Below are 23,388 nucleotides of genomic sequence, written 5' to 3'. Positions count from 1 at the left end.
TCGGCAGGTGGGGGTAGCGCCTCACCCGATGAAGTGATCCGGGGTCAGGGCATGCGTAGGGCGGGAACATTCGGCGCATGCCCCAGACTCCCTCCGCCCTCCTGTGAGCGCCCCGGTCCTGGTCCGGCGGGCCGTGCGCGGCGCGACCGCACTGCGCGGCGGCCGCGCCGGACGGCTCACCCCGTACCAGTTCTACGGCGCCCTGTTCTGGCTGGTGATGACGCTGGCGTACTGGCGGATCCCGCTGTGCTGCGACGCCGGGCAGCACGCGGCGGTCGTCGAACGCCTCAGGGCCGACCTGCTCCACCCGGCCCACAGCATGGCCGACCTGCCGGGGGCGGGCAGCCCGTACTACGGCCCGTACGCCGTCGCCCAGGGTGTGCTGGCGCGGCTGACGGGGCTGTCCGGCTGGGAGGTCGTGAAACTGGCCGGGCCGGTGCACCTGCTGGTGCTGCTGACGGGGATCGGCCGCTTCGTCAGGACCCTCACCCCGCGCCCCTGGGCGCCGGTGTGGGCCCTGCTGTTCATGACGCTGCTGTGGGGCAGCACGCGGATCCTGTGGAGCGGCTACCTCGGGCTGATGTCGATGACGACGAACCTGGGCTACCCGTCCGCGCTCGCCATCGGGCTGACGTTCTGGGCGTGGGCCTGGACGGGCACGCGCGCACGGGACGACGCCCCCGCCGTGCGGTTCGTCGGCCCGAGCGGGCTCGGCGGCTGGTGGGGGTACGCCGGGATCGGCGCCCTGTACGGGCTGATCCTGCTCACCCACCCCGTCACGGCGGCCTCGGCGCTCACCGGGGCGGCGGCGATCGTGGCGGCCCGGCAGCGCGGCTGGCGCCGCCCGGTCGTGGCCCGCTGGACCCTCACCGGGGCGGCCTGCGCGGCGGTCGCGGTGGCGTGGCCCTACTACGACGTGCTGACGCTGATCAGCGACACCGGCATGGACGCGATGCACCGGCAGCTGTACGAGAGGATGCTCGCCAATTCCTGGCTCGCACTGCTCGGCCTGCCCGCGCTGTGGGCCCGGGCCCGCAGGCCGGCGCGTGATCCGCTGGTGTGGATGTTCCTGCTGGAGTGCCTGCTGGTGGCGTACGGCTGGGCGAGCGGGCACTACACGTACGCCCGGGCCCTGTGGGCCGTGCTGGTGCCGCTGCAGTTCGCCCTGGCGGTGGAGCTGGCGGCGCCCCGGCCCTGGCGGCGGGCCAGGCGGGTGCTGGGCGGGGTGGCGGCGGCCGGGGTGTGCGTCGGGTTCGTCACCGTGCACGCCGGGGCGGTGGTGCCGCGTTCGGTGGATCCGGTGGGGTTCGCACAGCCGACGCGCTGGCCGTCGTACGACTGGGCGGCCCGGCACATCGGGCCCGGCGAGGTGGTGATCACCGACGGGTACTTCGCCAGTCACGCCATCGCCGGGTACGGGCCGAACCTCGCCGCGCCCATCTGGCCCGACCCCGCCCTGGACGAGCGGGAGCGGAAGCGCCGGGCGGCCGACGTGCGCGCTTATCTGGCCCCCGGTTCGACCCGCGCCGAGCGGTCCGCCGTGGTCCGCCGCTACCACGTGCGCTGGCTGTTGCTGACGCGCTGGCACCCGGTGCCCGAGGAGGCCGTGGTGGTGGCGTGGAGCAGCCGGACGGGGGAGGTGCTGGCGCGGGTCGGGGGGTGAGGTCCGGTGTTCTCGAGACCTACTCGATGACGAGGTCGACCTCGATGTTGCCGCGGGTGGCGTTGGAGTAGGGGCAGACCTGGTGGGCCTGCTCGACCAGCTTGCGGCCGGTCGCCTCGTCCACGCTGTCGGGCAGCTCCACGCGGAGGGTGACGGCGAGGCCGAAGCCCTCGCCCTGCTTGCCTATGGAGACCTCGGCGGTCACGGCGGCGTCGCTGACGTCGACCTTGGCCGCGCGGCCGACGAGGCCGAGGGCGCTGCCGAAGCACGCGGCGTAACCGGCGGCGAAGAGCTGCTCGGGGTTGGTGCCCTGGCCGTTGCCGCCCAGCGCCTGGGGCATGCCCAGCGCGAGGTCCAGCACGCCGTCGGAACTGACGGCCCGGCCCTCACGGCCGTGGGTGGCGGTGGCGACAGCGGTGTAGAGCGCGTCCATGGAAAACCTTCCCTCTCATGTCAACGTTCGGCGGCCCGCTTCCGGACCGCCCGACACCCAGAATTAGAGCACACAATTGAGTTGTGTGCAATTGAATGGCGGGCACGAGCTATCCTGGACGCATGAACACGCCGGACGACGACTGGCTCCGCCTGGACCAGCAGATCTGTTTCTCCCTGCACGCGGCCTCCCGCGCCTTCAACGGCGTCTACCGCGGGATCCTCAAGGACCTCGGCCTCACCTACCCGCAGTACCTGGTGATGCTGGTGCTGTGGGAGCACGACGAGCTGCCCGTGAAGAAGCTCGGCGAGCACCTGCGTCTCGACTCCGGCACGCTGTCGCCGCTGCTCAAGCGGCTGGAGGCGGCCGGTCTGGTGCGCCGGGAGCGCAGCGCCCGCGACGAGCGGTCGGTGGAGGTGCGGCTGACCGAGGAGGGCGTCGCGCTGCGCGGGCGGGCGCTTCAGGTGCCGCGCCGGATCGCGTCCTCGACCGGCTTCGGCCCCGAGGAGATCCGCGCTCTGCGCGCCCGCCTCGACGAGCTCACCACCGCACTCGACGCGGCCGCGGTGCTCGCCGAGTCGCAGGGCGGCTCGCCGGCAACCGGGCCGTCGTAGCCGCACCGGGCGGGATGCCGGCCGGCTGCCGCCGGACGTGGAGGCGGAGGACCACTCCGTCCTGGGTGTGTTCCTCCCGGACGGTGAACTCCTCCCTCAGGACGGCGAGCTTGGTCCGCTCGACCGGATCGGCCGGGGGCCGGCGCGGGCTCAGCACATGCGCCTCGGCGACGACCCAGACGCGGTCCACCGAGGCGAGCCGCCGGCGCAGTTCGCCGGGGGTCGCCTCCCGGCCCCACAGCGTCCCGGAGCGCGGCGCTGACTCCCGCAGCGCGATGTCCCGCGCCCGCCGGAACCCCTTCGGGTAGGCCAGCGCGGCGAGCCTGCCGACCGACGGCACGAACAGCACCGGGTCACCGGGGCGCACCTGGCGGACGGCGAGCGCGGAGACCACGGCGAGGTTGTCCGGGCGGTGGGCGGCGGAACGGTCCTGGCGGTGCACGGGGAGCTGGGTGAGGAAGGTGCCGGTGAGGGCGAGGACACCGGTGACACCCACGAGGCCCCGCGCCCGCCAGCCGCCCCGCACCGGCCGCCCGCCGACCCGCACCCGGCGCCCGCCGAACGGCACCCGCCCGACGACCCGCATCCGCCGCCCGTCGACCCGCATCCGGCGCCCGGCGACCCCCACCCGCCGTCCACCGACCCGCACCCGCCGCCCGTCGAACCACACCCGCCGTCCACCGGCCCGCACCCGCCGCCCGCCGAACGGCACCCGCCCGACGACCCGCGTCCGCCGCCCGTCGAACCACACCCGCCGTCCACCGGACCGCACCCGCCGCCCGTCGAACCACACCCGCCCCAGCGCCCGGCCCACTCGCCCGGCCCCGGCCGCGACCAGCAGGGACGCGGCCGCCAGCGAGTAGAGCACGTACCGGTCGTGGTAGAGCGGCCGGACCTGCGACACGGTCATCAGGATCCCCGGCGGCACGAGGAGCAGCGGCACCGCGACCGCGGCCGTGCGCCGCTCCCGGAGTCCCACGGCCATCAGCAGCAGCGCGCCCCAGAACACCGGCCCCGCCGGACCGGGGGTGAAGTTGCGGGCGAGCCTCTCGACCCGGTCCCACCCGGGCGGCACCAGCCACGCCACCTGCCCGGCCTGCCCCTGCGAGACCCACACCAGCGGCAGCAGAAGCAGTGTCACCGCTCCCGCCGCGCGCCCCCACCCGGACCACACCCTCCTCGGCACCCGCAGCAGCGCCAGCGTCAGCGCGTGCGCGCCCAGCACCGGCACCGCCAGCTCGTGCAGCGCACAGGTCAGGGCGACGACCGTCCCGTACCCCCACCAGGCCCGGGCCCCGGCTCCCTCCACGGCCCTCAGGAGCAGCAGCGTCGCCGCTGCCACGCCCCCGGCCACCAACGCGTACGACCGTCCCTCCTGGGCGTAGTGGCCGGTCATCGGGGTGATCGCGTAGAGGACACCGGCCCACAGGCCGACCCGGGGCCCGGCCAGCCGGACACCCAGGGCCGCGACCAGGCCGGCGCTCGCCGTCGCCGCGCACACCGACGGCAGGCGCAGCACCACCTCGTCCGGGTGGACGGTGAGGACGGTGAGGACGGCGTGCATGAACAGGTAGTACAGGCCGTGCACCGCGTCCACGTCGTGCAGCAGCCGCCAGATCTGCGGGACCGTGCGCTGCGCGACCTGGAAGGTGACGCTCTCGTCTCCCCACATGCCGCCGCGCTCCAGCCCCCACAGCCCGATCGCGAGCATCACCGCCATGGGCACCGCCACGGGCAGCGCCCCCGTGGCGCGCCTGCCGCTCCCCCTCGACCGTCCGCTCTTCACGGCCCGATTCTGTGCTGAATGAGATGCTCCGCGGAGGTTTGGTGGTGTGTTACCACTTTCATGTCATTCGCCCGGCTTACGATCCACCTTGATGAATGCCGAGAGCGAGACCGAGAGGGACACCCGGACGCCGCGTGCCCAGGTGGCCGTCGTGGTGATCGGTCATGACGACGCCGCCCATGTGACGGACGCCGTGCGCTCGGCGCTCGCCCAGGGGCCGGCCGTGCGCGAGGTGGTGGCCGTCGACGACTGTTCCAAGGACGGCAGCGCCGGCCTGCTGGAACGGCTCGCCGCCTCGGAGCCCCGCCTGAAGGTGATCCGCCGCCGGGTCAACAGCGGCGGCTGCGGCACCCCGCGCAACACCGGGCTCGGCGCGGTGACCTCGCCGTACGTGATGTTCCTGGACAGCGACGACATCCTGCCGCCCGGCGCGGCCGGGGCGCTGCTCCGAGCGGCCGAGGGCGCGCACGCGGAGGTCGCGGGCGGCCTGTGCGTACGGCGGGAGCTGCCCTCGGGGCGCGAAGCCCCCTGGCAGGAGCGCCTCTACGCGCTGCACGCCGTGGTGCCGCACCCCGCGCAGCGACCGCGCCTGGTCCACGACACGCTCTGCGTCAACAAGCTCTACCGCACCGACTTCCTGCGCGCGCACGGCATCCGCTTCCCCGAGGGCCGCTTCCCGTACGAGGACGTCGTCTTCACCGCGCGCGTCCTGGCCGCGGCTCCGCGCATCGTCCTGGTCCCGGACCGGGTGTATGTCTGGCACGTGCGCCGGTCGGCGGGGCGGCTGTCGATCTCCCTGGACCGGGCCGGCGTAGAGAACTGGCGGGCCCGTACCGAGGCGTGCCGGCAGGCGTACGAGGTGCTGCTGGGCGCCGGGCAGAAGGAACTCGCGCGGGCCGCGCGCGCCAAGTTCCTCGACCACGACCTGCGGATGTACGTGCGGGAACTGGGGTTGCGCGACGCCGCGTACCGGCGTGCGTGGTGGGAGCTCACGCGGGCGCACCTCGCGGAGTACGACGCCGACGACTGGGCCCGCAACCCGGCCGCTCCCGGCCGGCTGGTCGGGCGTGTCGTCCTGGCCTCCCCGGAGCCGTGCGACCTGCCCCGGCTGCGCGAGCTCGCGGCCCGCCCGGCCCGCCTGTGCCCGCCGTACGCCCGCGCCGCGGACGGCACGCCCGTCTGGTCGCACGGGCTCCCGCAGGTCTCCCTGGAGCCCCTGCGGGCCCGGCCGGTGCGGGCGCTGCCCCTCGCCGTCGACGGGGAGCTGCGGCCGGGCGCGCGGGGCACCCGGCTGCGGCTGCGCCTGCACGAGCTGTACGGGCGGGTGGCGCAGGCGGGTCCGGAGGCGGTGGAAGTGGAGTGGCGGCACCGGGACGACGGCGACGTGGTGGTCCGGGGAGGGAGCGTGGCACTCGTGCCGTGCGCGGGGGCCCACCCCGAGGCTCCGGGGACCGCCGGCCCCGACGGTCGCGAGGCCACCTGGTCGGGGGAGACGGCCGTCGACCTCGCCGCACTGGCCGCGCTCGGCGCGGGCACCTGGGACCTGCGCCTTCGCGTCCGCTTCCGCGACGGCGCGAGCCGCGACGTCACGGCGCACGCCCTCAGGGGCGCCGGTCTGCTGCGCCGCAGCGCCGTCCCGAGCGCCCGGCAGGGCGTGGTACTCGTACAGCCGTACTCCACGCACTCCGGCTCGCTGGCGTTGCGGGTGGCTCCCGGCGTACGCGGTGTGCTGTCGGTCGTACGCGCACGACTGCGCCGCCTGCTTCACTGAAGGCACGACGACAGCGACGACCGCGACGGATCAGCGCGCAGCAGCACCACCACGGGCCAACTGACGAGGGGACGGCCGCACATGACCTGGTTGATCACCGGCGGCGCCGGCTACATCGGCGCGCACGTCGTACGGGCGATGACCGCGGCGGGCGAACGGGCCGTGGTGTACGACGACCTGTCCACCGGCATCGCCGAGCGGGTGCCCGACGGGGTGCCGCTGGTGGTGGGCTCGACCCTGGACGCCGAGCGGCTCGCCCGCACCGTCACGGACCACTCGGTCACCGGCGTCGTCCACCTCGCGGCGAAGAAGCAGGTGGGCGAGTCCGTCGAACGGCCGCTGCACTACTACCGGGAGAACGTCGAGGGCCTGCGGGTGCTGCTCGACGCCGTGACGGCGGCGAAGGTGCCGTCCTTCGTCTTCTCCTCCTCGGCGGCGGTGTACGGCATGCCGGACGTGGACCTGGTCACGGAGGAGACGCCGTGCGAGCCCATGTCGCCGTACGGCGAGACCAAGCTGGCCGGTGAGTGGCTGGTCCGTGCGACGGGCCGGGCGACCGGGATGTCGACGGCGTCCCTGCGCTACTTCAACGTGGCGGGCGCGGCAGGCCCGGAACTCGCGGACACCGGCGTCTACAACCTCGTGCCGATGGTCTTCGAGAAGCTCACGGACGACGCGCCGCCGCGTGTCTTCGGCGACGACTACCCGACCCCGGACGGCACCTGCGTACGCGACTACATCCACGTCGTCGACCTGGCCGAGGCCCATGTCGCGGCGGCCCGGGTGCTGCGCTCCTCCCCCGGCCGCGACCTCACGCTGAACATCGGCCGGGGCGAGGGCGTCTCCGTCCGCGAGATGATCGACCGCATCAACACGGTCACCGGCCACGACCGGCCGCCGGCGGTCGTCCCCCGCCGCCCGGGCGACCCGGCCCGCGTGGTCGCCTCCGCCGACCGCGCGGCCGCGGAACTGGGCTGGAAGGCCCGGCTGGACGTGCAGGACATGATCACGTCGGCGTGGGAGGGGTGGGTACGGCATCACCCGGAGGCGCGGCGGGGCTGATCCGCCCGAACCGCGAGTGAACCCTGGGGCACCCGCCGGGGTTCACTCGAAAGGGGCCCTCACGGGCCCGCCCTACAGCGCCTTCAGCCCCTCCGACGTGGCCCGGGCCAGTGCGCCCAGGTACCCCTTCGGGAGCTTCGGGCTGCGGATCACCACCGAGCGCCAGTAGAGGGGGCCGGAGATCAGGTCGAGGGCGAGGTCGTGGTCGATGCCCTCGCGCAGCTCGCCACGGCGTTCCGCCGCCGTCACGATGCCGGTGGCGACGCCGTCCTGGCCCTCCCGCAGGGCCTTCCGCATGGCCTCGGCGATGTCCGGGTTGCGGGCCGCCTCCGCCTGGAGGTCGGGGATGACCTGCGAGGCGACGGGGTGGCGCAGCGCGCGGGACGTCACCTCGTAGAGAAGTCGCAGGTCGCCCTCCAGGGAGCCGGTGTCCGGCGCGGGCAGGCCCTGCACGGCGAGTGCCGAGACGATGTCGAGGACCAGGTGCAGCTTGGAGCGCCAGCGGCGGTACACCGCCGTCTTCCCGACCCCCGCCCGGCGCGCGATCCCCTCGATGGACATCCGCGCGTAGCCGACGGCCGCGAGCTCCTCGAAGACGGCCGCCCGGATCGCTTCCGTCACGTCCTCCCGCAGTACGGCCGCCCCCGCGGGGGCCCGGCGACGCGGGGGCTGCTGGGGCTCGTCGGGGTTCGTCGTCATGCCGACAGCATAGGGCGTCACGACGAAACGGTTGCGTTCCGACGCTCGCCCGACGTACGCTCCCGTTACGACGATACGGTCCCGTCCCGACGTAAGAGTTCGTGAAGAGTCCGGTAAAGGCCACCCCCACCCCTTGCTCTTCGCGGCCCCCTGGTCCCACAGCCCCCGAGCGAAAGCAGCGGATGTGAGTACGGTCCTCCACACACCGCCCCAGCCCCCGGCTCCGGCCGACCACGACCTCTCGGCCCTCGCCGCCCGCCACGGCCTCACGGTGAGCGGCGCGCGGCCTTCGCTGCCCGAGTACGTCCGACAGCTGTGGGCCCGCCGCCACTTCATCACCGCGTTCGCCACCGCCAAGCTCACCGCCCAGTACAGCCAGGCGAAGCTCGGCCAGGTCTGGCAGGTGATGACCCCGTTGCTGAACGCGGCGGTCTACTACTTCATCTTCGGCGTGCTGCTCGGCACCAAGCACGGCGTGCCGGACTACATCCCGTTCCTGGTCACGGGCGTGTTCATCTGGACGTTCACGCAGAGCTCGATCATGGCGGGCACCCGCGCGATCTCCGGCAACCTCGGCCTGGTGCGGGCCCTGCACTTCCCGCGCGCCGCGCTGCCGATCTCCTTCTGCCTCCAGCAGCTCCAGCAGCTGCTGTTCTCGATGGGCGCGCTGGTCGTCATCCTGCTCTGCTTCGGCGTGCCGGTGTCCGCCTCCTGGCTGCTGGCGGTCCCGGCCCTCACGCTGCAGTTCACCTTCAACGCCGGCGTTTCGATGATCATGGCGAGGTGGGGTGCCAAGACACCGGACATCGCACAGCTGATGCCGTTCGTCCTGCGCACCTGGATGTACGTCTCGGGCGTCATGTGGAGCCTCGACAAGCTGGCGAAGAACGACCACCTGCCGCACGTGGTGAAGGTGGCGCTGGAGGCCAACCCCGCCGCGGTCTACATCGACCTGATGCGCTTCGCCCTGATCGACAGCTTCCACGCCAACCAGCTGCCGCACCACGTGTGGCCGCTCGCCGTGGGCTGGGCGCTGGTCGCCGGAGTCGGCGGTTTCATCTACTTCTGGAAGGCCGAGGAGACGTACGGACGTGGCTGAGCACCCGAACGAGAAGATCCCCACCGTCGTCGCCGACGGCGTCGACATCGTCTACCGCGTCAACGGCACCGGCGCCGGACGCGGCTCCGCGACCGCCGCCCTCAACCGCATCGTGCGCCGCAGGCAGACCGAGAAGGCCTCGGGCGTGCGCCGGGTGCACGCCGTGAAGAACGTGTCCTTCGTCGCCTACCGGGGCGAGGCGATCGGCCTGATCGGCACCAACGGCTCCGGCAAGTCGACCCTGCTGAAGGCCGTCGCCGGGCTCCTGCCCGTGGAGAACGGCCACATCTACACCGACGGCCAGCCCTCCCTCCTCGGCGTCAACGCGGCCCTGATGAACGACCTCACCGGCGAGCGCAACGTGCACCTCGGCGGCCTGGCCATGGGCATGTCCCGCGAGCAGGTCCGGGACCGCTACCAGGAGATCGTCGACTTCTCGGGCATCAACGAGAAGGGCGACTTCATCACGCTGCCGATGCGGACGTACTCCTCCGGCATGGCAGCCCGGCTGCGGTTCTCCATCGCCGCCGCCAAGGACCACGACGTCCTGCTGATCGACGAGGCGCTGGCCACCGGCGACCGCTCCTTCCAGAAGCGCTCGGAGGAACGCATCCGCGAGCTGCGCAAGCACGCGGGCACGGTGTTCCTGGTCAGCCACAACAACAAGTCGATCCGCGACACCTGCGACCGGGTGCTGTGGCTGGAGCGCGGTGAGCTGCGCATGGACGGGCCGACGGAGGACGTCCTCAAGGAGTACGAGGCGTTCACCGGGGACAAGACGCCGAAGCCCAAGCCGAAGGCCGCCGTTCCCTCGTGAGGCCCACCCGGTCGGCCCTTTTGTCTCATTGATGGCAGCATGACCGCATACGGTGCAGCTGTGAGAGGGGGCCCCGGGATGGCCGAGCTCAGCGTGATCCTCCACGGGCCGAACGTCCAGGACCATCTGACGGAACTCCTCGACTCCCTCGCCGCCCACCCCCTGCCGGACGCCGAGGTGATCGTGGCGGCGGTCGGCGACTGGGCCCGGGAGACGGCCGAGCGGCACACCCCGGACGTCCAGGTCGTGCCGCTGCCCGACGGCACCGGTGACGCGGCGGCCCGGGCGGCGGGCGCGTCCCGGGCCTGTGGCCGCTGGCTGCACTTCGTCCACGCCAAGGACGGCCTGCCCGCCGGCACCCCCCGCACGGTCGCGGAGCGGGTGGCCGAGCTCCCCGGCGAGGTCGACGTCCTCCTGCTCGACCACGTCCGCAGCACCTGGCACACCTCCGGCATGCCCTCCCCCGACGGCCCGCTGCTCGCCCGGGCGGGCCGCGCCGAGGTCGCCCTCGACGACTGCGCGCCCCTGCTGCGGCTCACCCCCCTGCTCGGCACCCGCGTGCTGCGCGCGGAGTTCTGGCGGGCGCACGAGTCGCGGCTCAGTACCGAGGACGAGCCGTACGCCGCCCTGGCCGCCCTGCTGCTCGCCGACCGCGTCGCCTGCCTGCCGCACGTCGCCTACGAGGACCGCAGGCTGCGGCCCGCGAGCCTGCCCCCGGTCGCGCCGGAGCAGCGCTACGCCCTCGTCGAGCGCTACGAGTCCCTCCTCGACCTCACCCGCGACCGGCGCGCCGCGCACACCGTGCTCTACGACCTCATGGTCCGCGACTGCCTGCGCACCTTCGCGCGCGGCGGCATGCCGGAGCAGGTCGCGCGTGAGTTCTTCCGCAGGGCGTCCCTGGCCGCCCTGCGCCGCCGCCCCGAGGGCCACCGCCGCCCGGCCGGGCTCGAAGGCGTCCGCCGCTCCCTGCTGGAGGAGGACGCCTACGCGAAGTACCGGGCCTTCCAGGCCGTCAACCGCGCCCGCCGCGACGCCAGGTCGGTCCTACGGACCCGTAGGCGCCAGGCCGTTGCCAAGCTCCGCGACCACCAGTACCGCAGGGCGCTCGGCCGTCCCGTCAACCCGCATCTCGCGGTGTTCGCGGCGTACTGGAACCGCGGCGTCGCCTGCAACCCCGCCGCGATCGCCGCCAAGCTCGCCGAACTCGCCCCGCAGATCCACGCGGTGTGGGTGGTCACCGAGGAGAACGCGGCCCTCCTGCCGCCCGGCACCGACCACGTGGTGCCCGGCAGCCGCCGCTACTGGGAGGTGCTGGCGACCGCCAAGTACCTCGTCAACAACGTCAACTTCCCCAACGCGGTGGTCAAACGCCCCGACGCGATTCACGTCCAGACCCACCACGGCACGCCCCTGAAGCGCATGGGCATCGACCAGATGGCGTTCCCGGCCGCCGCGCAGGGCCTGGACTTCCCGGCGCTGCTGGAACGCATCGACAAGTGGGACTTCAGCGTCTCGGCCAACAGTCACACCACCCGCATGTGGGAGCGCGCGTACCCGTCGCGCTACGTCTCGCTGGACCACGGATATCCGCGCAACGACGTCTACTACACGGCCGGCGCCGACGACATCCGCGCGGTCCGCGACCGCCTCGGCATCGCCCCGGGCCGCCGTGCCGTCCTCTACGCGCCCACCCACCGCGACTACGAGGCCGGCTGGACCCCGCGCCTGGACCTCGCCGCCCTCGCCGACCGCCTGGGCGGGGACACGGTCCTGCTCGTGCGCGGCCACTACTTCTACGGCGGCGCCGCCTCCCCGCTCACCAACCTGCGCCGCACGGGCCGGATCATCGACGTCTCCTCCTACGACCCGGTCGAGGAACTGTGCCTGGCGGCGGACGCCCTGATCACGGACTACTCCTCGATCATGTTCGACTACGCCAACCTCGACCGGCCGATCGTCATCCACGCCGACGACTGGGAGACGTACCGCACGACCCGCGGTGTCTACTTCGACCTGATGGACCAGGCCCCTGGCCCCGTCGCCCGCACCCAGCAGGAGCTGACGGAGATCCTCACCACCGAGGCCTGGCGCGACGAGAGCGCGGCGAAGAACCGGGCCGTGTTCCGGCGCCGGTTCTGCGAGTACGACGACGGACGCGCCGCCGAACGCGTCGTCCGCCGGGTCTTCCTCGGCCAGGACGAACGGGACCTGCCGCCCGTGCTGCCGATCGAGGAACGCACCCCGGCTCCGACCCCGCAGGAGGCGACCGCATGAGCACCCCCGACGTCACCGTGACGGTCATCGTCTACAACGACGCCGAACGGCTCACCCGCGCGGTCGAATCGGTGCGCCGCCAGACCCACGCGAACCTCGAGATCATCATCAGCGACGACCACTCCACGGACGCGACCCCGGCGGTGGCGCAGCGGCTGGCGGCCCAGGACCCCCGGGTCCGGTACCTCCGCCTGGAGCGGAACAGCGGCGGCTGCAGCGCCCCGCGCAACCGCGCCCTGCAGATCGCACGGGCGCCGTTCCTGATGTTCCTCGACAGCGACGACGAACTCCCCGGCGACGCGGTCGAACTGCTGCTCGCCGCGCACCGCGAACGCGAGATCGACTTCGCGATGGGGGCGGTGCAGCGGGTCCGGGTGGACAACGGCCGCTGCTCGACGTGGATGCCGCACCTGGTCGCCGAGCGCCGCACGCTCGACGGCATCGAGGCCGACCCGCGCCTGTTCTTCGAGCACCTGTCCACCAGCAAGATGTACGCCCGCGCCTTCCTCGACCGGCACGACCTGCGCTTCGCCGAGGGCATCCACTACGAGGACCAGCTGTTCTCGGCGCAGGCGTACTGCCTGGCCGAGAGCTTCACGATCATCCCGGAACCGGTCTACCGCTGGTACGTGGCGCCCTTCGCGGCCTCGGAGACGGCCTCGATATCGAACCAGCGGCACAAGCTCGCCAACGTCCGGGACCGGATCCACGTCCAGCACCTCATCGACGCGTTCCTGGCCGAGAGCGGGCACGAGTCGCTGCGCGAGGACAAGGACCACAAGTTCCTCAAGCACGACCTCCGGATGTACGCCGGTGATCTGCCCTACCGGGACGACGCCTGGCTGACGTCCTTCGCGGACATCGTCACGCCCTACCTGGACACGCTCTCGCCGGGCGCCTTCGCACGCCTCCCGCGCGCCGAACGCGTCGTCATCCAGCTGGTCCGCGACCGCCGTCTGCCCGAGGCCCGCCTGGCCGCCCGGGGCCTGGGCCACGCAGTGGGCCCGAGGAGTGTGACCGCCGACGCGGCAGGCCGCACCTACTGGGGCGATCGGGTCCCCGAGTCGGAGTGGTCACGCCGGGAACTGAGCGTCGCCGACCTGGAGCTGGAGACGCGCCCGTTCCCGAGCGCCCAGTTCCGCCACGAGATCAAGGAGATCACCCGGGGCCCGGGCGCTTCGATCGACCTCACGATCCGTACCTACGACCCGGCGCTGCGCCTCCCCGTCGGCCCTCAGCGCGCGACCCTCCTCATCGCCCCGGGCGGCCGGCGCCTCCACGTCCACTTCCGTCTCTCTCCCGTCCGCCCCGGCCTCTTCGAGGGCCACGCCCACCTGGACCTCGCAGCGGCCCCGCTCCCCCTCCAGGGCTTCGCGGGAATCCGCCACCCGCTGCTCCGCCTCCAGCACCAGGGCCTGTCCCACACGGGCCTGCTGCTGGCCCCGCTGACCTTCCCGGCCCTGACGACCCGCGTCCCCTCCCACCACCTGACGGTGGAACCGGAGGGCCACAACCCGGGCCGCCTCCAGGTCCGCTGGGAGCCGGTGGGCGTAACGGCGGCCCTGATCCGCCCCACGGTACGTCGGCTGGCCCGCCCGAGGGTGAAACGGGCGGTGCGGCTGGTGGCGAGCGCATTGAGGTAACGCCCCTCGATCGCGGCCATGCTCACCGCTGAGCGCTGCCGCTTGCCGGGGCCCGGCATCACGAGAGTGAGGCGAGGAGCCCGGTCCCTTCCGCCAGCACTCCGGGCTGCCCGAGGGCGCGGAAGTCGGTCTCGACCGCTGCCAGGTCGAGGGCACCGGCGCGTACGGCGTGGTATCGGATGACCGACCACAGGAAGACGTCGAGGCTGTCGAACTGCGTCTGGGCCTCGATGACCTCCTCCTCGTGGAACCACACCGCGACCCGGCCGTCGGCCAGCACTACGTAGTAGTTGCCTCCTCCATCGGCGCCGAGGGACCACACATCGTCGTCGGAAAGCTCCGTCTCATAGTCGGAGTCGAGGATCCTGCAGTCGTTGGCCGCGAAGTCGAAGCCGTACGACCAGTCATATATGTCGAGAAACCCTGCCGGCATGGTTCCCGACCGGACCCTGCGGTCGAAGCCGGCCAACGCGGTTGCGGCGTCGCGAGGGAGCCTGGCGAGGAACGGTTCGACCGGGCGTGTCGACGCCGGGATGTCGGCCCTCGGCCCGTCGGGGAACCAGCGCGCCAGGTCGGCGTCCAGATCCCGGTCCACGTACCCGGCCAACTGATCAACGGTGAGAGGCATGCGGTGAGGCTAGCCGAGGCACCTGTGCACGGACGCCCAGCTCACCGGTCAGGTGTGCGATCGCGTACCCGCCAGGGCACCACCGCGTACAACACCTGTCCCTCCGGCCCCCGGGCCACCTCCCGCAACCCGGCGCCCCGAGCCTGAGTGTCCATCACCCACCGCACCCCGTACTCCCGCAGAATCGCCGCCCGCTCCTCCTCCGGCGTCCCCTCCGCGAAGTACCTCCGCACAGCCCCCGCCCGACGCCCCTCATCCGTCAGGAAGAAGTCGGGATACCCGGGCGCCACCGTGTACGCCCCGTACGCCGGGATCTGGCGCGCCGGACGCCCCTCCCGCGCCATCACCACATCCCCGTACTTCACCCAGGGCGTCATCCACTGGTACCCCGTCCAGGGCCGCCGGTACTTCTCCGCGACGGCCTCCGGAAGATCCCCCCGCTCCACCACGTACCCGACCGTCGCCACCTGCGTCCACGCCCCCAGAGCCAGCGCAGCGCCCAGTACGCACGCCCACCCCGCCCGCACCCCGCGCCGCCCCGCCTCGCACACCTCCACGGCGACCGCGACCTGCGCCGGGATCAGCGCCGCCGGCAGGGCCCGCCCCCACGACCAGTGCCCGCTCACCCCACCGGCCGTCACCAGCACGGCCCCCAGGACGAAGAACAGCACCAGCGGATCCCACCGGTCCCGCCACCACCGCACCCCGAGGGCCACCACTCCGAGCAGCACCAGCCAGTACCGCCCGAGCAGGTCGTCGTACAGCGGCCGGTGCACCCCCTCGAGGTCGCCGCCCTCCCCGAACAGCGCGAAGAAGTCGTAGTAAGGCCACAGCCCCAGCACCCCGAATCCCACCGCCAGCCCGCCCCCGAGCCGAAGCCACGCCGCGCGGTCCGGCCGGGCGGCGACCACCGTCGCGGCCGCCCCCAGCGAAGCCACCACTCCCGAGAACTGGTGGCACAGCAGAATCACCGCCCACAGCACCCCGAGCCCGAGCCACATCCCCCACCCGGCACCCGTGCGCGCCACCCGCCCCAGCCAAGCCCAGAGGTGAAACGCCAGCCCGAGCGCGAACAGGCTCGGGTACGGCACCGTCAGCGCCAGCGAGTCGAGCCCGTAGAAGCCGCTCCACTTGAACACGGCCGTCCCCCACAGGAACAGCAGGCTCAGCAGGGCCAGCGCGGGCGCGGCACGATGCCCGGTCAGGGTCCGCACATAGCGCCACACCCCGGTCACCAGCAGCGCGAGCCCGGTCAGGGCCCCGAGTCGCAGCACCACGAAGACGGACAGGCCGGTCACCCGCGCCACGCACCCGAGGACCAGCGTCCAGGGCGAGTAGTACGGGCTCGGCGTGTCCGCGTCCACCAGCGGGTTACCCGGGTCGACGAGGTCGTGCCGCAGGCGCTGGACGGTCGCGGCGTGCATCCCGAGGTCCCCGGCCCAGGGCAGCCGGACGATGACCAGGAGCAGCAGCAGGACGACCACCGAGGCGGCGGCCCACGCGGTGAGGACAGCCGGTCTAGGCGGGGCGCGCATCGTGCGGGAACACCCAGGTCCGGTAGACGAGGAAACGGAAGGCGGAGGCCAGCACGATGGACAGCGCCTTGACCGCGTTGGACTCCAGCGGCCCGACCAGGCCGAGGCCGTGGTAGCCGACGTAGAACAGCCCGCTCTCCATGGCTACGCCGATCGTGCTGAGGACGAAGAACAGCGCGATCTGACGCCGGGTCCGGGACGCCCGGTCGCGGTAGGTGACGTACCGGAAACCGAGGTAGTTGCCGCCCATGGCGATCAGGCTCGCCGGCACGGTCGCCACCATGGCGGCCAGGTGCAGCCCGTGCAGGAGCACGTTGAACACCAGGAAGTTCACCGCGACGCCGCTGCCGCCGACCAGCGCGAAGCGCACCACTTCGAGGACGACGCGCCTGGCCGGGCGGGCGGGGGCGGCCACGCGCTCCTCGGAGACATGGAGAGTCACGTCCCAAGCCTTAGCCGGATCGGGTAAGTCCTCCAGTCGAATCGCCCTAAGGCACGCCAAGAAGAGGCGCCCCGGGCCGGAACCGGCCCGGGGCGCCCGTCACGCCGTACGCCCTACGAGTGCGTCCGCAGCAGCGTCCTCATCGTGCGCATCGCCACCGACAGGTTGGCGAGGTCGAACGCGTCGGAGCTCTGGATCTCCTCCAGCGTGCTGCGGGCCCGGCCGAGGATCGCCGCGTTCTTCTGCTCCCAGGCCGCGTAGCGCTGCTCGGGCGTCGAGGTGCCGTTGCCCACCGCCAGGACGTCGGCGGTCAGCGCCGCGTGCGCCGCGAACAGGTCCTCGCGGATCGCCGCGCGGGCCATGGACTGCCAGCGGTCGGCGCGGGGCAGCTCGATGATGCGGTCCATGAGCTGGGTGATGCGCAGCCGGTCGGCGAGGTCGTAGTAGACCTCGGCGACGTCCATCGGCTCCCGGCCCATGCGGTCGGCGATCGAGACGATGTCGAGCGTCGGGAAGGCCGAGGAGAAGCCCGCCACCCGGGTGGCGAGTTCGTCCGGGACACCGGCGCCCGTCAGCTCGTCGTGGATCTTCTGGTACCACTCCAGGTCGGCACCGCGCAGCAGCTTCGGCAGCTGTCCCCAGACCTGTTCGACCCGGTCGGCGAAGAAGTCGACCGTCCCGGCGAGCTCGAGCGGCTGCGGCCGGTTGTTGAGCAGCCAGCGCGTGCCGCGCTCCACCAGGCGGCGCGCGTGCAGCCGGATGCGGGTCTGTACCTCGGCCTCGACCTTGTTGTCGAGCGCCTCGACCCCGTCCCACACCGGGGACTGGCGGAAGATCGCCCGGGCCGCGGTCTGCGCCCGCACGATCTCCTCCAGCGACGCGCCGGTCTCCTCGCGCAGCCGGTGCAGATACGTCGTGCCGCCCGTGTTCACCGTGTCGTTGACCAGCACCGTCGTGGTGATCTCGCGGCGCAGCGGGTGACTGACGAGGTGCTCGGGGTACTGCTCGCGCAGCTCCTTCGGGAAGTACGCGTGCAGCAGAGTGCTCAGGTACGGATCGTCCGGCAGCGAGGTGTGCAGCAGCTCCTCGGCGACCGTGATCTTCGTGTACGCCAGCAGTACGGCCGTCTCCGGGCCGGTCAGGCCCTGCCCCTGGGCGAGCCGCTCGCGGATCTGCCGGTCGGTGGGCAGGAACTCCAGCGCCCGGTCGAGGTGTCCCTCCCTGACCAGGTGCTTCATGAAGCGCTGCTGGGCGTGGAGCATGGCGCTGGACTGGGCGAGGGCGTTGGCGATCGCCGTGTTCTGCGCGTAGTTGTTGCGCAGCACCAGGCGGCCGACCTCGTCGGTCATCTCGGCGAGCAGCTTGTTGCGCTGCTTGACGGTCATGTCGCCGTCCCGGACCAGGCCGTTGAGCAGGATCTTGATGTTCACCTCGTGGTCGGAGGTGTCCACGCCCGCGCTGTTGTCGATGGCGTCGGTGTTGATCCGGCCGCCCTGCAGCGCGAACTCGATCCGGCCGAGCTGGGTCAGGCCGAGGTTGCCGCCTTCGCCGACGACCTTGACGCGCAGGTCCTTGCCGTCGACGCGGATGGCGTCGTTGGCCTTGTCACCGACGTCCGCGTTGGACTCGGCGGAGGACTTGACGTACGTGCCGATGCCGCCGTTCCACAGCAGGTCCACCGGCGCGTGCAGGATCGCCTTCATCAGGTCGGCCGGGGTCAGCTTGGTGACCTTGGCCTCGATGCCGAGAGCCTCGCGGATGTGGGCGTTGACCGGGATCGCCTTGGCCGTGCGCGGGAAGATGCCGCCGCCGGCCGACAGCAGCTCGGTGTTGTAGTCCTCCCAGCTGGAGCGGGGCAGCTCGAACAGGCGGCGGCGCTCGGCGTAGGAGGTGGCGGCGTCCGGGTTCGGGTCGATGAAGATGTGCCGGTGGTCGAAGGCCGCGACCAGGCGGATGTGCTCGGAGAGCAGCATGCCGTTGCCGAACACGTCACCGGACATGTCGCCGATGCCGACGACCGTGAAGTCCTCGGTCTGGGTGTCCACACCCATGTCGCGGAAGTGCCGCTTGACGGACTCCCAGGCGCCGCGGGCGGTGATGCCCATGCCCTTGTGGTCGTAGCCGGCGGAGCCGCCGGAGGCGAAGGCGTCACCGAGCCAGAAGTTGTAGTTCTCGGCGACCCCGTTGGCGATGTCGGAGAAGGTCGCGGTGCCCTTGTCGGCGGCGACGACGAGGTAGGTGTCGTCCTCGTCGTGCCGGACGACGTCGGCCGGGGGCACGACCTCGCCCGCGACCATGTTGTCGGTGATGTCGAGCAGCGCCGAGATGAACGTCCTGTAGCTGGCGATGCCCTCGGCCATCCACGCGTCCCGGTCCACGGACGGGTCGGGCAGCTGCTTGGCGACGAAGCCGCCCTTGGCGCCGACGGGCACGATGACGGTGTTCTTCACCATCTGCGCCTTGACCAGGCCGAGGATCTCGGTCCGGAAGTCCTCACGCCGGTCGGACCAGCGCAGACCACCGCGCGCGACCTTGCCGAAGCGCAGGTGCACGCCCTCCACGCGCGGCGAGTACACCCAGATCTCGAACGCCGGGCGCGGCGCCGGCAGGTCGGGGATGGCCTGCGGGTCGAACTTCATGGAGACGTAGTCGTGCGGCTTGCCGCCCCCGGCCTCCTGGAAGAAGTTCGTCCGCAGCGTCGCCTTGATGACGGTGAGGAAGGACCGCAGGATCCGGTCCTCGTCGAGCGAGGCCACCTGGTCGAGGGCGGCGTCGACCTCCTCCAGCAGCGCGTCCACGATCTCGTGGCCCGCGCGCTGCCGGTCCGGCGACATCCGCGCCTCGAACAGGGAGACGAGCAGACGGGTGGTGTGGACGTTGTTGCGGAGGGTGTCCTCCATGTAGTCCTGGCTGAACGTCGACGCCGCCTGGCGCAGGTACTTGGCGTACGCCCGCAGCACCACCGCCTGGCGCCAGGTCAGCCCGGCGCTCAGCACGAGGGCGTTGAAGCCGTCGTTCTCCGCCTTGCCGGTCCAGGTGGCGGCGAAGGCGTCCTGGAAGCGCTCGCGGGCGTCGTCACCGAAGTAGTCCCCGCCGCCGTTCGCGCGGGGCATGCGCAGACCGAAGTCGTAGATCCAGGCCACGCTGCGGTCCGAGCAGCGCAGCTCGTAGGGCCGCTCGTCGACGACCTCGACCCCGAGCCGGTTGAGGACCGGCAGGACGGCCGAGAGGGAGATCGCGTCGCCCGTGCGGTAGATCTTGAAGCGGCGCTCCTCGGGGGCGGCGCCCACCGGCTCGTACAGGCTGAGCGCGAAGTCCTTGTCCGCCTCGGCGTTCAGCTGCTCCAGGTGGACGAGGTCGGCGACCGCGGCGCGCGGGTTGTGGTCGGCCTTGTAGCCCTCGGGGAAGGCGTGCGCGTAGCGGCGCAGCGCTTCCGCCGCGTGCTCCTCGCCGAGCTCGGCGTTGAGCGCCTCGGAGAAGGCGTCCTCCCAGGAGCGGGCGGCCTCCACCAGCCGGGCCTCGATGCGCTCCTTGTCGGAGTCGGACAGCTCCGGCAGCTCGGTGCCCTGCGGGACCCGCACCACGAAGTGCAGCCGGGACAGGATCGACTCGGTGTTCCAGGCCGTGAAGTCGACGCTGATGCCGCCCAGCTCCTCCTTCAGGATCTCGATGATCCTCAGACGGACGCCCGTCGTGTAGCGGTCGCGCGGGAGGTAGACGAGGGCGGAGTAGTAGCGCCCGTACTCGTCCTGGCGCAGGTAGAGCCTGAGGCGCCTGCGCTCCTGGAGGTAGAGCACGGAGGTCACGATCGACCGCAGCTCGTCGACCGGGGTCTGGAACAGCTCGTCGCGCGGGTACGTCTCCAGGATCTGCGTCAGGTCGCGGCCGTCGTGGCTGTTGGGTGAGAACCCGGCACGCTCCAGGACCTCCTCGACCTTGCGCCGGATGACCGGGACCCGGCGCACGGACTCGGTGTAGGCGGCGGAGGAGAACAGCCCGAGGAAGCGGCGCTCACCGATGACGTTGCCGTCGGCGTCGAACTTCTTGACGCCGATGTAGTCCAGGTACGACGGCCGGTGCACGGTCGCCCGGCTGTTCGCCTTGGTCAGCACGAGCAGCTTGTGCTCGCGCGCCTTGGCCCGGGCGTCGGCGGGCAGCCGCTCGAACGAGGGGCTGACCGGGTGGCTCTCCTCTGCCGCGTGGTGCGGGTCCGCGCGCAGTATGCCGAGCCCGGTGCCGGGCACGGCGGCCAGCGAGTCGTCGTCGCGCAGCTGGTACTCGCGGTAGCCGAGGAAGGTGAAGTGGTCGTCGGCCAGCCAGCGCAGCAGCTCGCGGGCCTCTTCGACCTGGGGTCCGGGCAGGTCGCCGGGGATGGGCTCGTCCGGCAGCCCCTCCGCCAGCCGGATCGCCGCTTCCCGCATCTTGCCCCAGTCCTCGACGGCCTCACGGGCGTCGGACAGCACGCGCAGCAGGTCGGCGGTGATCTGCTTCAGATCGGCCCGGTCGGTCTCTCGGTCGATCTCTACGTGGATCCAGGACTCGACGTGCGCGTCGTGCGGAAGGTCTCCGGTCGCCGGGGTCGACAGGACCTCGATGAGCTTGCCGGTGACGTCGCGGCGCACGACGAACTGGGGGTGGATGACGACGTGGATGCCACGCCCCTGACGCGTCAGCTCATTGGTGACGGAGTCGACGAGGAAGGGCATGTCGTCGGTGACGACCTCGACCACGGAGTGGCTGCAGGTCCACCCGTTCTCTTCCACCGTGGGGGTGTGCACCCGCACGTTCGCCGTGCCCTGGGGGCGGTTCTCGGCCAGCCGGTAGTGCGATACGGCAGCTCCGAAGACGTCGACCGGGTCGCGGTCGGTGAGGTCCTCAGGGGCCGTGTGCAGGTAGTAACGCTGGAGGAACGTGTGGAGGGTCTCGCGGTCCGGGGCCTTGTGGGCGTCTGGGGTCTCCTCGCCCGTCGACCCGGTCGGTAGGTGCCCCCCGACCGGGCTGTTCTCAGCTACCCGGGCGGCCCTCTCGAGCAACTCGGCCTTGGCTTCGTCCAGCTTGGTCTGCATTGTCCTCTGGCTCCTGTCGCGCGCCGTTGCGTGACGTAGAAGGAAGTACGGTCTCTGCGCTGACGACCTCACGTCGTGACACGGGGTATCCGGTCTGTTCCGACGCTATGCCGCGAGGCGAGATGAGCGGGGGTGTCTGAGCCATTTTTGAGCTGCGCCACCGGTGTGACGCTGCTCTCTGCGACGCTCGGAGACGGGTGATGCTCGGCGTCCCGGGAGCCCTCGATGACACGTCCCGCCCGCGAAGACCAGCGACTGCCGCCCGGTCACGGATGTCGTCCGTGCTCTCCGGGCGCAGGGCAGGGACGACGACGTCCCCGCGAACTATCGCGCTGATCACGCCACCAAGGCTATCGCTCCTTACAGGGGCTCCGTCATGAGCCGTATGTGTACAAAACCAGCCGTGGAAGTTTGACGTTCTGCACAGTGCCGCTACGGGTTCCGGTCTGCGGGACCGGTCAGGCCGCGAGCCGCTCGGCCTCTTCGACCGCTTCCTCCAGCGTGTCCACGACAGGAACACCGACGGCTTCCAGGCTCACTCTGCTGTGCGACCCGCCGGTGTACAGCACGGCCCGGGCCCCCACGTGCAGCGCGGCCACGGCGTCGTCCGCCGCGTCCCCGATCACCACGGTGCGCTCCGGAGCCACCCCGCTCAGCGACGACAGGTGCCGCACCATGTGCTCGGCCTTGCTGCCCCCCGACGGCCCGGTCCGCCCGTCCACCCGTATGAAGTGCGGCTCGATGCCGAACCCGCGCACCAGCGGGACGAGCTCCTCGTGCACGTACATGCTGAGGATCGACTGGCTGCGCCCCGACGACCGCCATCCGGCCAGCAGCTCCACGGCCCCCACCGTCAGCTCGCACGTCGTCCGGTGCTCGGCGTAGTACCGGTGGAAGACATCGTCCATGGCCTCCCACTCGGCCTCGGTCGGCAGCCGCCCCATCAGCCGCTCGTAGAACTTCGGCACCGGCACGCAGTACAGCTCCCGGTACTTCTCCAGCGTCAGCGGCTCGAGGCCCAGCTCGGCGAAGGCCGCGTTCGTCGCTCCGATGATCGCGTCGTTGTCGTGGAACAGCGTTCCGTTCCAGTCCCAGACGATGTGCGCGCCCGTCTTCATCCCCATGCCTGAAAACGTACCCGCCCCCACTGACAATCAAGAGAGCGGCGCCTCAACGCGCCCCCGGCGACGGGTTCAGTCCCCGTGTCCCACCAGGCTGGCGATCTCCTGGGTGGCGAACCACAGCAGCTCGTGGTCCTCCGCCCCGTCCACGACGGACTGTGCGTCGTCGTCCCCGCCGTCCGCCGCCGGCAGCGCCTCGGCGGCCGCCGTCACATCGGCCTGGGCGTCCGTCGCGTCGACGTGCACCGACGCCGCCTTGCCGAGCGGCACCGGGCCCGCGACCCGCACCTCCGCCGGTGCCTCCCGGCCGTCCGCGCTCACGGCCCGGTCGGCGACGTCGACGGCGATCACGACCCGTCGCCGCGGCGCCCCGGGCTCGGCCGCCAGCAGGCGCAGCGAGGCCAGCGCGGCCCGGCCGAGCGCCGCGTACTCCAGTTCCTCGATGTCGTCGGAGACGTACCACTCGCGCAACCCCGGCGTCACGGCGTAGGCGACGAACGGCCCGCTTCCCAGCTCACCCGTCTTGTACGCCTCGGCGAGGCCGGGGAGGGTCAGGGGCACGTAGACACGCATGCTGGCCGCTTTCGTGGTCGTGGGGGTCGCGGTCGGAGCTCTCGGCACGGCTCCGGAAGGCCTTCAGGATACGTGCGGGGCGTCCCCTTTCGAGCCCCGCCCCGTGACGCCGGACGCGTCCACCCGCGGCCCGGGATTCACCCGGCACGCCCCCGGTATCCA

At 72.2% G+C, this 23,388-nt stretch carries 17 protein-coding genes; 8 read left to right on the top strand and 9 right to left on the bottom strand.

Going from position 1 to position 23,388, the window contains the following annotated elements; all coding sequences use genetic code 11:
• Positions 1–103: 103 nt before the first annotated feature.
• Entirely contained in the window at positions 104–1,663 is a 1,560-nt protein-coding gene (locus ABT116_RS02835) for a hypothetical protein (protein WP_351626841.1), read from the top strand.
• A gap of 19 nt (positions 1,664–1,682) precedes the next feature.
• On the opposite strand, the gene ABT116_RS02830 is transcribed toward ABT116_RS02835, so the two are convergent.
• Positions 1,683–2,096, bottom strand: coding sequence for an organic hydroperoxide resistance protein (locus ABT116_RS02830; protein ID WP_161368937.1), 414 nt, complete (start codon positions 2,094–2,096; stop codon positions 1,683–1,685).
• Positions 2,097–2,218: 122 nt separating this feature from the next.
• Between ABT116_RS02830 and ABT116_RS02825 the strand changes: the two genes are divergently transcribed.
• On the top strand, positions 2,219–2,710 hold the full coding sequence (locus tag ABT116_RS02825) for a MarR family winged helix-turn-helix transcriptional regulator (RefSeq protein ID WP_351626838.1): 492 nt from the start codon (positions 2,219–2,221) through the stop codon (positions 2,708–2,710).
• On the opposite strand, the gene ABT116_RS02820 is transcribed toward ABT116_RS02825, so the two are convergent.
• A complete protein-coding gene (locus tag ABT116_RS02820) occupies positions 2,637–4,430 on the bottom strand; it encodes a glycosyltransferase family 39 protein (protein WP_351626871.1) in 1,794 nt (597 codons plus the stop codon). The two genes, ABT116_RS02825 and ABT116_RS02820, sit on opposite strands and share 74 nt — an antisense overlap.
• Positions 4,431–4,587: 157 nt before the next feature.
• Between ABT116_RS02820 and ABT116_RS02815 the strand changes: the two genes are divergently transcribed.
• The gene (locus tag ABT116_RS02815) at positions 4,588–6,267 is read left to right on the top strand and encodes a glycosyltransferase family 2 protein (protein ID WP_351626837.1); all 1,680 of its coding nucleotides are present in this window, start codon (positions 4,588–4,590) and stop codon (positions 6,265–6,267) included.
• Between the two features lie 81 nt (positions 6,268–6,348).
• The gene (gene galE / locus ABT116_RS02810; RefSeq protein ID WP_351626835.1) at positions 6,349–7,329 is read left to right on the top strand and encodes a UDP-glucose 4-epimerase GalE; all 981 of its coding nucleotides are present in this window, start codon (positions 6,349–6,351) and stop codon (positions 7,327–7,329) included.
• Positions 7,330–7,401: 72 nt separating this feature from the next.
• Here the strand turns inward: galE and ABT116_RS02805 are convergent, their stop codons facing one another.
• Positions 7,402–8,028: a TetR/AcrR family transcriptional regulator gene (locus tag ABT116_RS02805; protein ID WP_351626832.1), complete on the bottom strand. Its 627-nt coding sequence runs from the start codon at positions 8,026–8,028 to the stop codon at positions 7,402–7,404.
• A gap of 184 nt (positions 8,029–8,212) precedes the next feature.
• Here ABT116_RS02805 and ABT116_RS02800 point away from each other — a divergent pair, with 184 nt between their 5' ends.
• The 4 genes from ABT116_RS02800 (at position 8,213) to ABT116_RS02785 (ending at position 13,861) form a co-directional block, all read left to right on the top strand.
• Positions 8,213–9,127, top strand: a complete 915-nt coding sequence (locus ABT116_RS02800) for an ABC transporter permease (protein WP_351626830.1) — start codon at positions 8,213–8,215, stop codon at positions 9,125–9,127.
• A complete protein-coding gene (locus tag ABT116_RS02795; RefSeq protein WP_351626828.1) occupies positions 9,120–9,944 on the top strand; it encodes an ABC transporter ATP-binding protein in 825 nt (274 codons plus the stop codon). Before ABT116_RS02800 ends, ABT116_RS02795 begins: the two co-directional genes overlap by 8 nt.
• A gap of 78 nt (positions 9,945–10,022) precedes the next feature.
• A complete protein-coding gene (locus ABT116_RS02790) occupies positions 10,023–12,218 on the top strand; it encodes a CDP-glycerol glycerophosphotransferase family protein (protein WP_351626826.1) in 2,196 nt (731 codons plus the stop codon).
• Positions 12,215–13,861, top strand: a complete 1,647-nt coding sequence (locus ABT116_RS02785) for a glycosyltransferase family 2 protein (protein ID WP_351626824.1) — start codon at positions 12,215–12,217, stop codon at positions 13,859–13,861. Before ABT116_RS02790 ends, ABT116_RS02785 begins: the two co-directional genes overlap by 4 nt.
• A 58-nt stretch (positions 13,862–13,919) precedes the next feature.
• On the opposite strand, the gene ABT116_RS02780 is transcribed toward ABT116_RS02785, so the two are convergent.
• From ABT116_RS02780 to ABT116_RS02755, 6 genes are all read right to left on the bottom strand, one after another.
• A complete protein-coding gene (locus ABT116_RS02780; protein WP_351626821.1) occupies positions 13,920–14,489 on the bottom strand; it encodes a hypothetical protein in 570 nt (189 codons plus the stop codon).
• Between the two features lie 41 nt (positions 14,490–14,530).
• On the bottom strand, positions 14,531–16,024 hold the full coding sequence (locus tag ABT116_RS02775) for a putative glycosyltransferase family protein (protein WP_351626818.1): 1,494 nt from the start codon (positions 16,022–16,024) through the stop codon (positions 14,531–14,533).
• Positions 16,008–16,466 (bottom strand): GtrA family protein, encoded by a 459-nt coding sequence (locus tag ABT116_RS02770; protein ID WP_351626815.1) that lies wholly within the window; start codon positions 16,464–16,466, stop codon positions 16,008–16,010. Before ABT116_RS02770 ends, ABT116_RS02775 begins: the two co-directional genes overlap by 17 nt.
• Positions 16,467–16,579: 113 nt before the next feature.
• The gene (locus tag ABT116_RS02765) at positions 16,580–21,532 is read right to left on the bottom strand and encodes an NAD-glutamate dehydrogenase (protein WP_351626814.1); all 4,953 of its coding nucleotides are present in this window, start codon (positions 21,530–21,532) and stop codon (positions 16,580–16,582) included.
• Positions 21,533–21,990: 458 nt separating this feature from the next.
• Positions 21,991–22,656: an HAD family hydrolase gene (locus ABT116_RS02760; protein ID WP_351626811.1), complete on the bottom strand. Its 666-nt coding sequence runs from the start codon at positions 22,654–22,656 to the stop codon at positions 21,991–21,993.
• A gap of 69 nt (positions 22,657–22,725) precedes the next feature.
• Positions 22,726–23,226, bottom strand: a complete 501-nt coding sequence (locus ABT116_RS02755; RefSeq protein WP_351626809.1) for a DUF6912 family protein — start codon at positions 23,224–23,226, stop codon at positions 22,726–22,728.
• Positions 23,227–23,388 lie beyond the last annotated feature (162 nt).

This window comes from Streptomyces sp. NPDC002130, assembly GCF_040296465.1.
In the GTDB taxonomy this organism is placed as follows: Bacteria; Actinomycetota; Actinomycetes; order Streptomycetales; family Streptomycetaceae; genus Streptomyces.
Note: the sequence above shows the minus strand (reverse complement) of the source record. Positions and strands in the feature narration are given on the sequence as shown.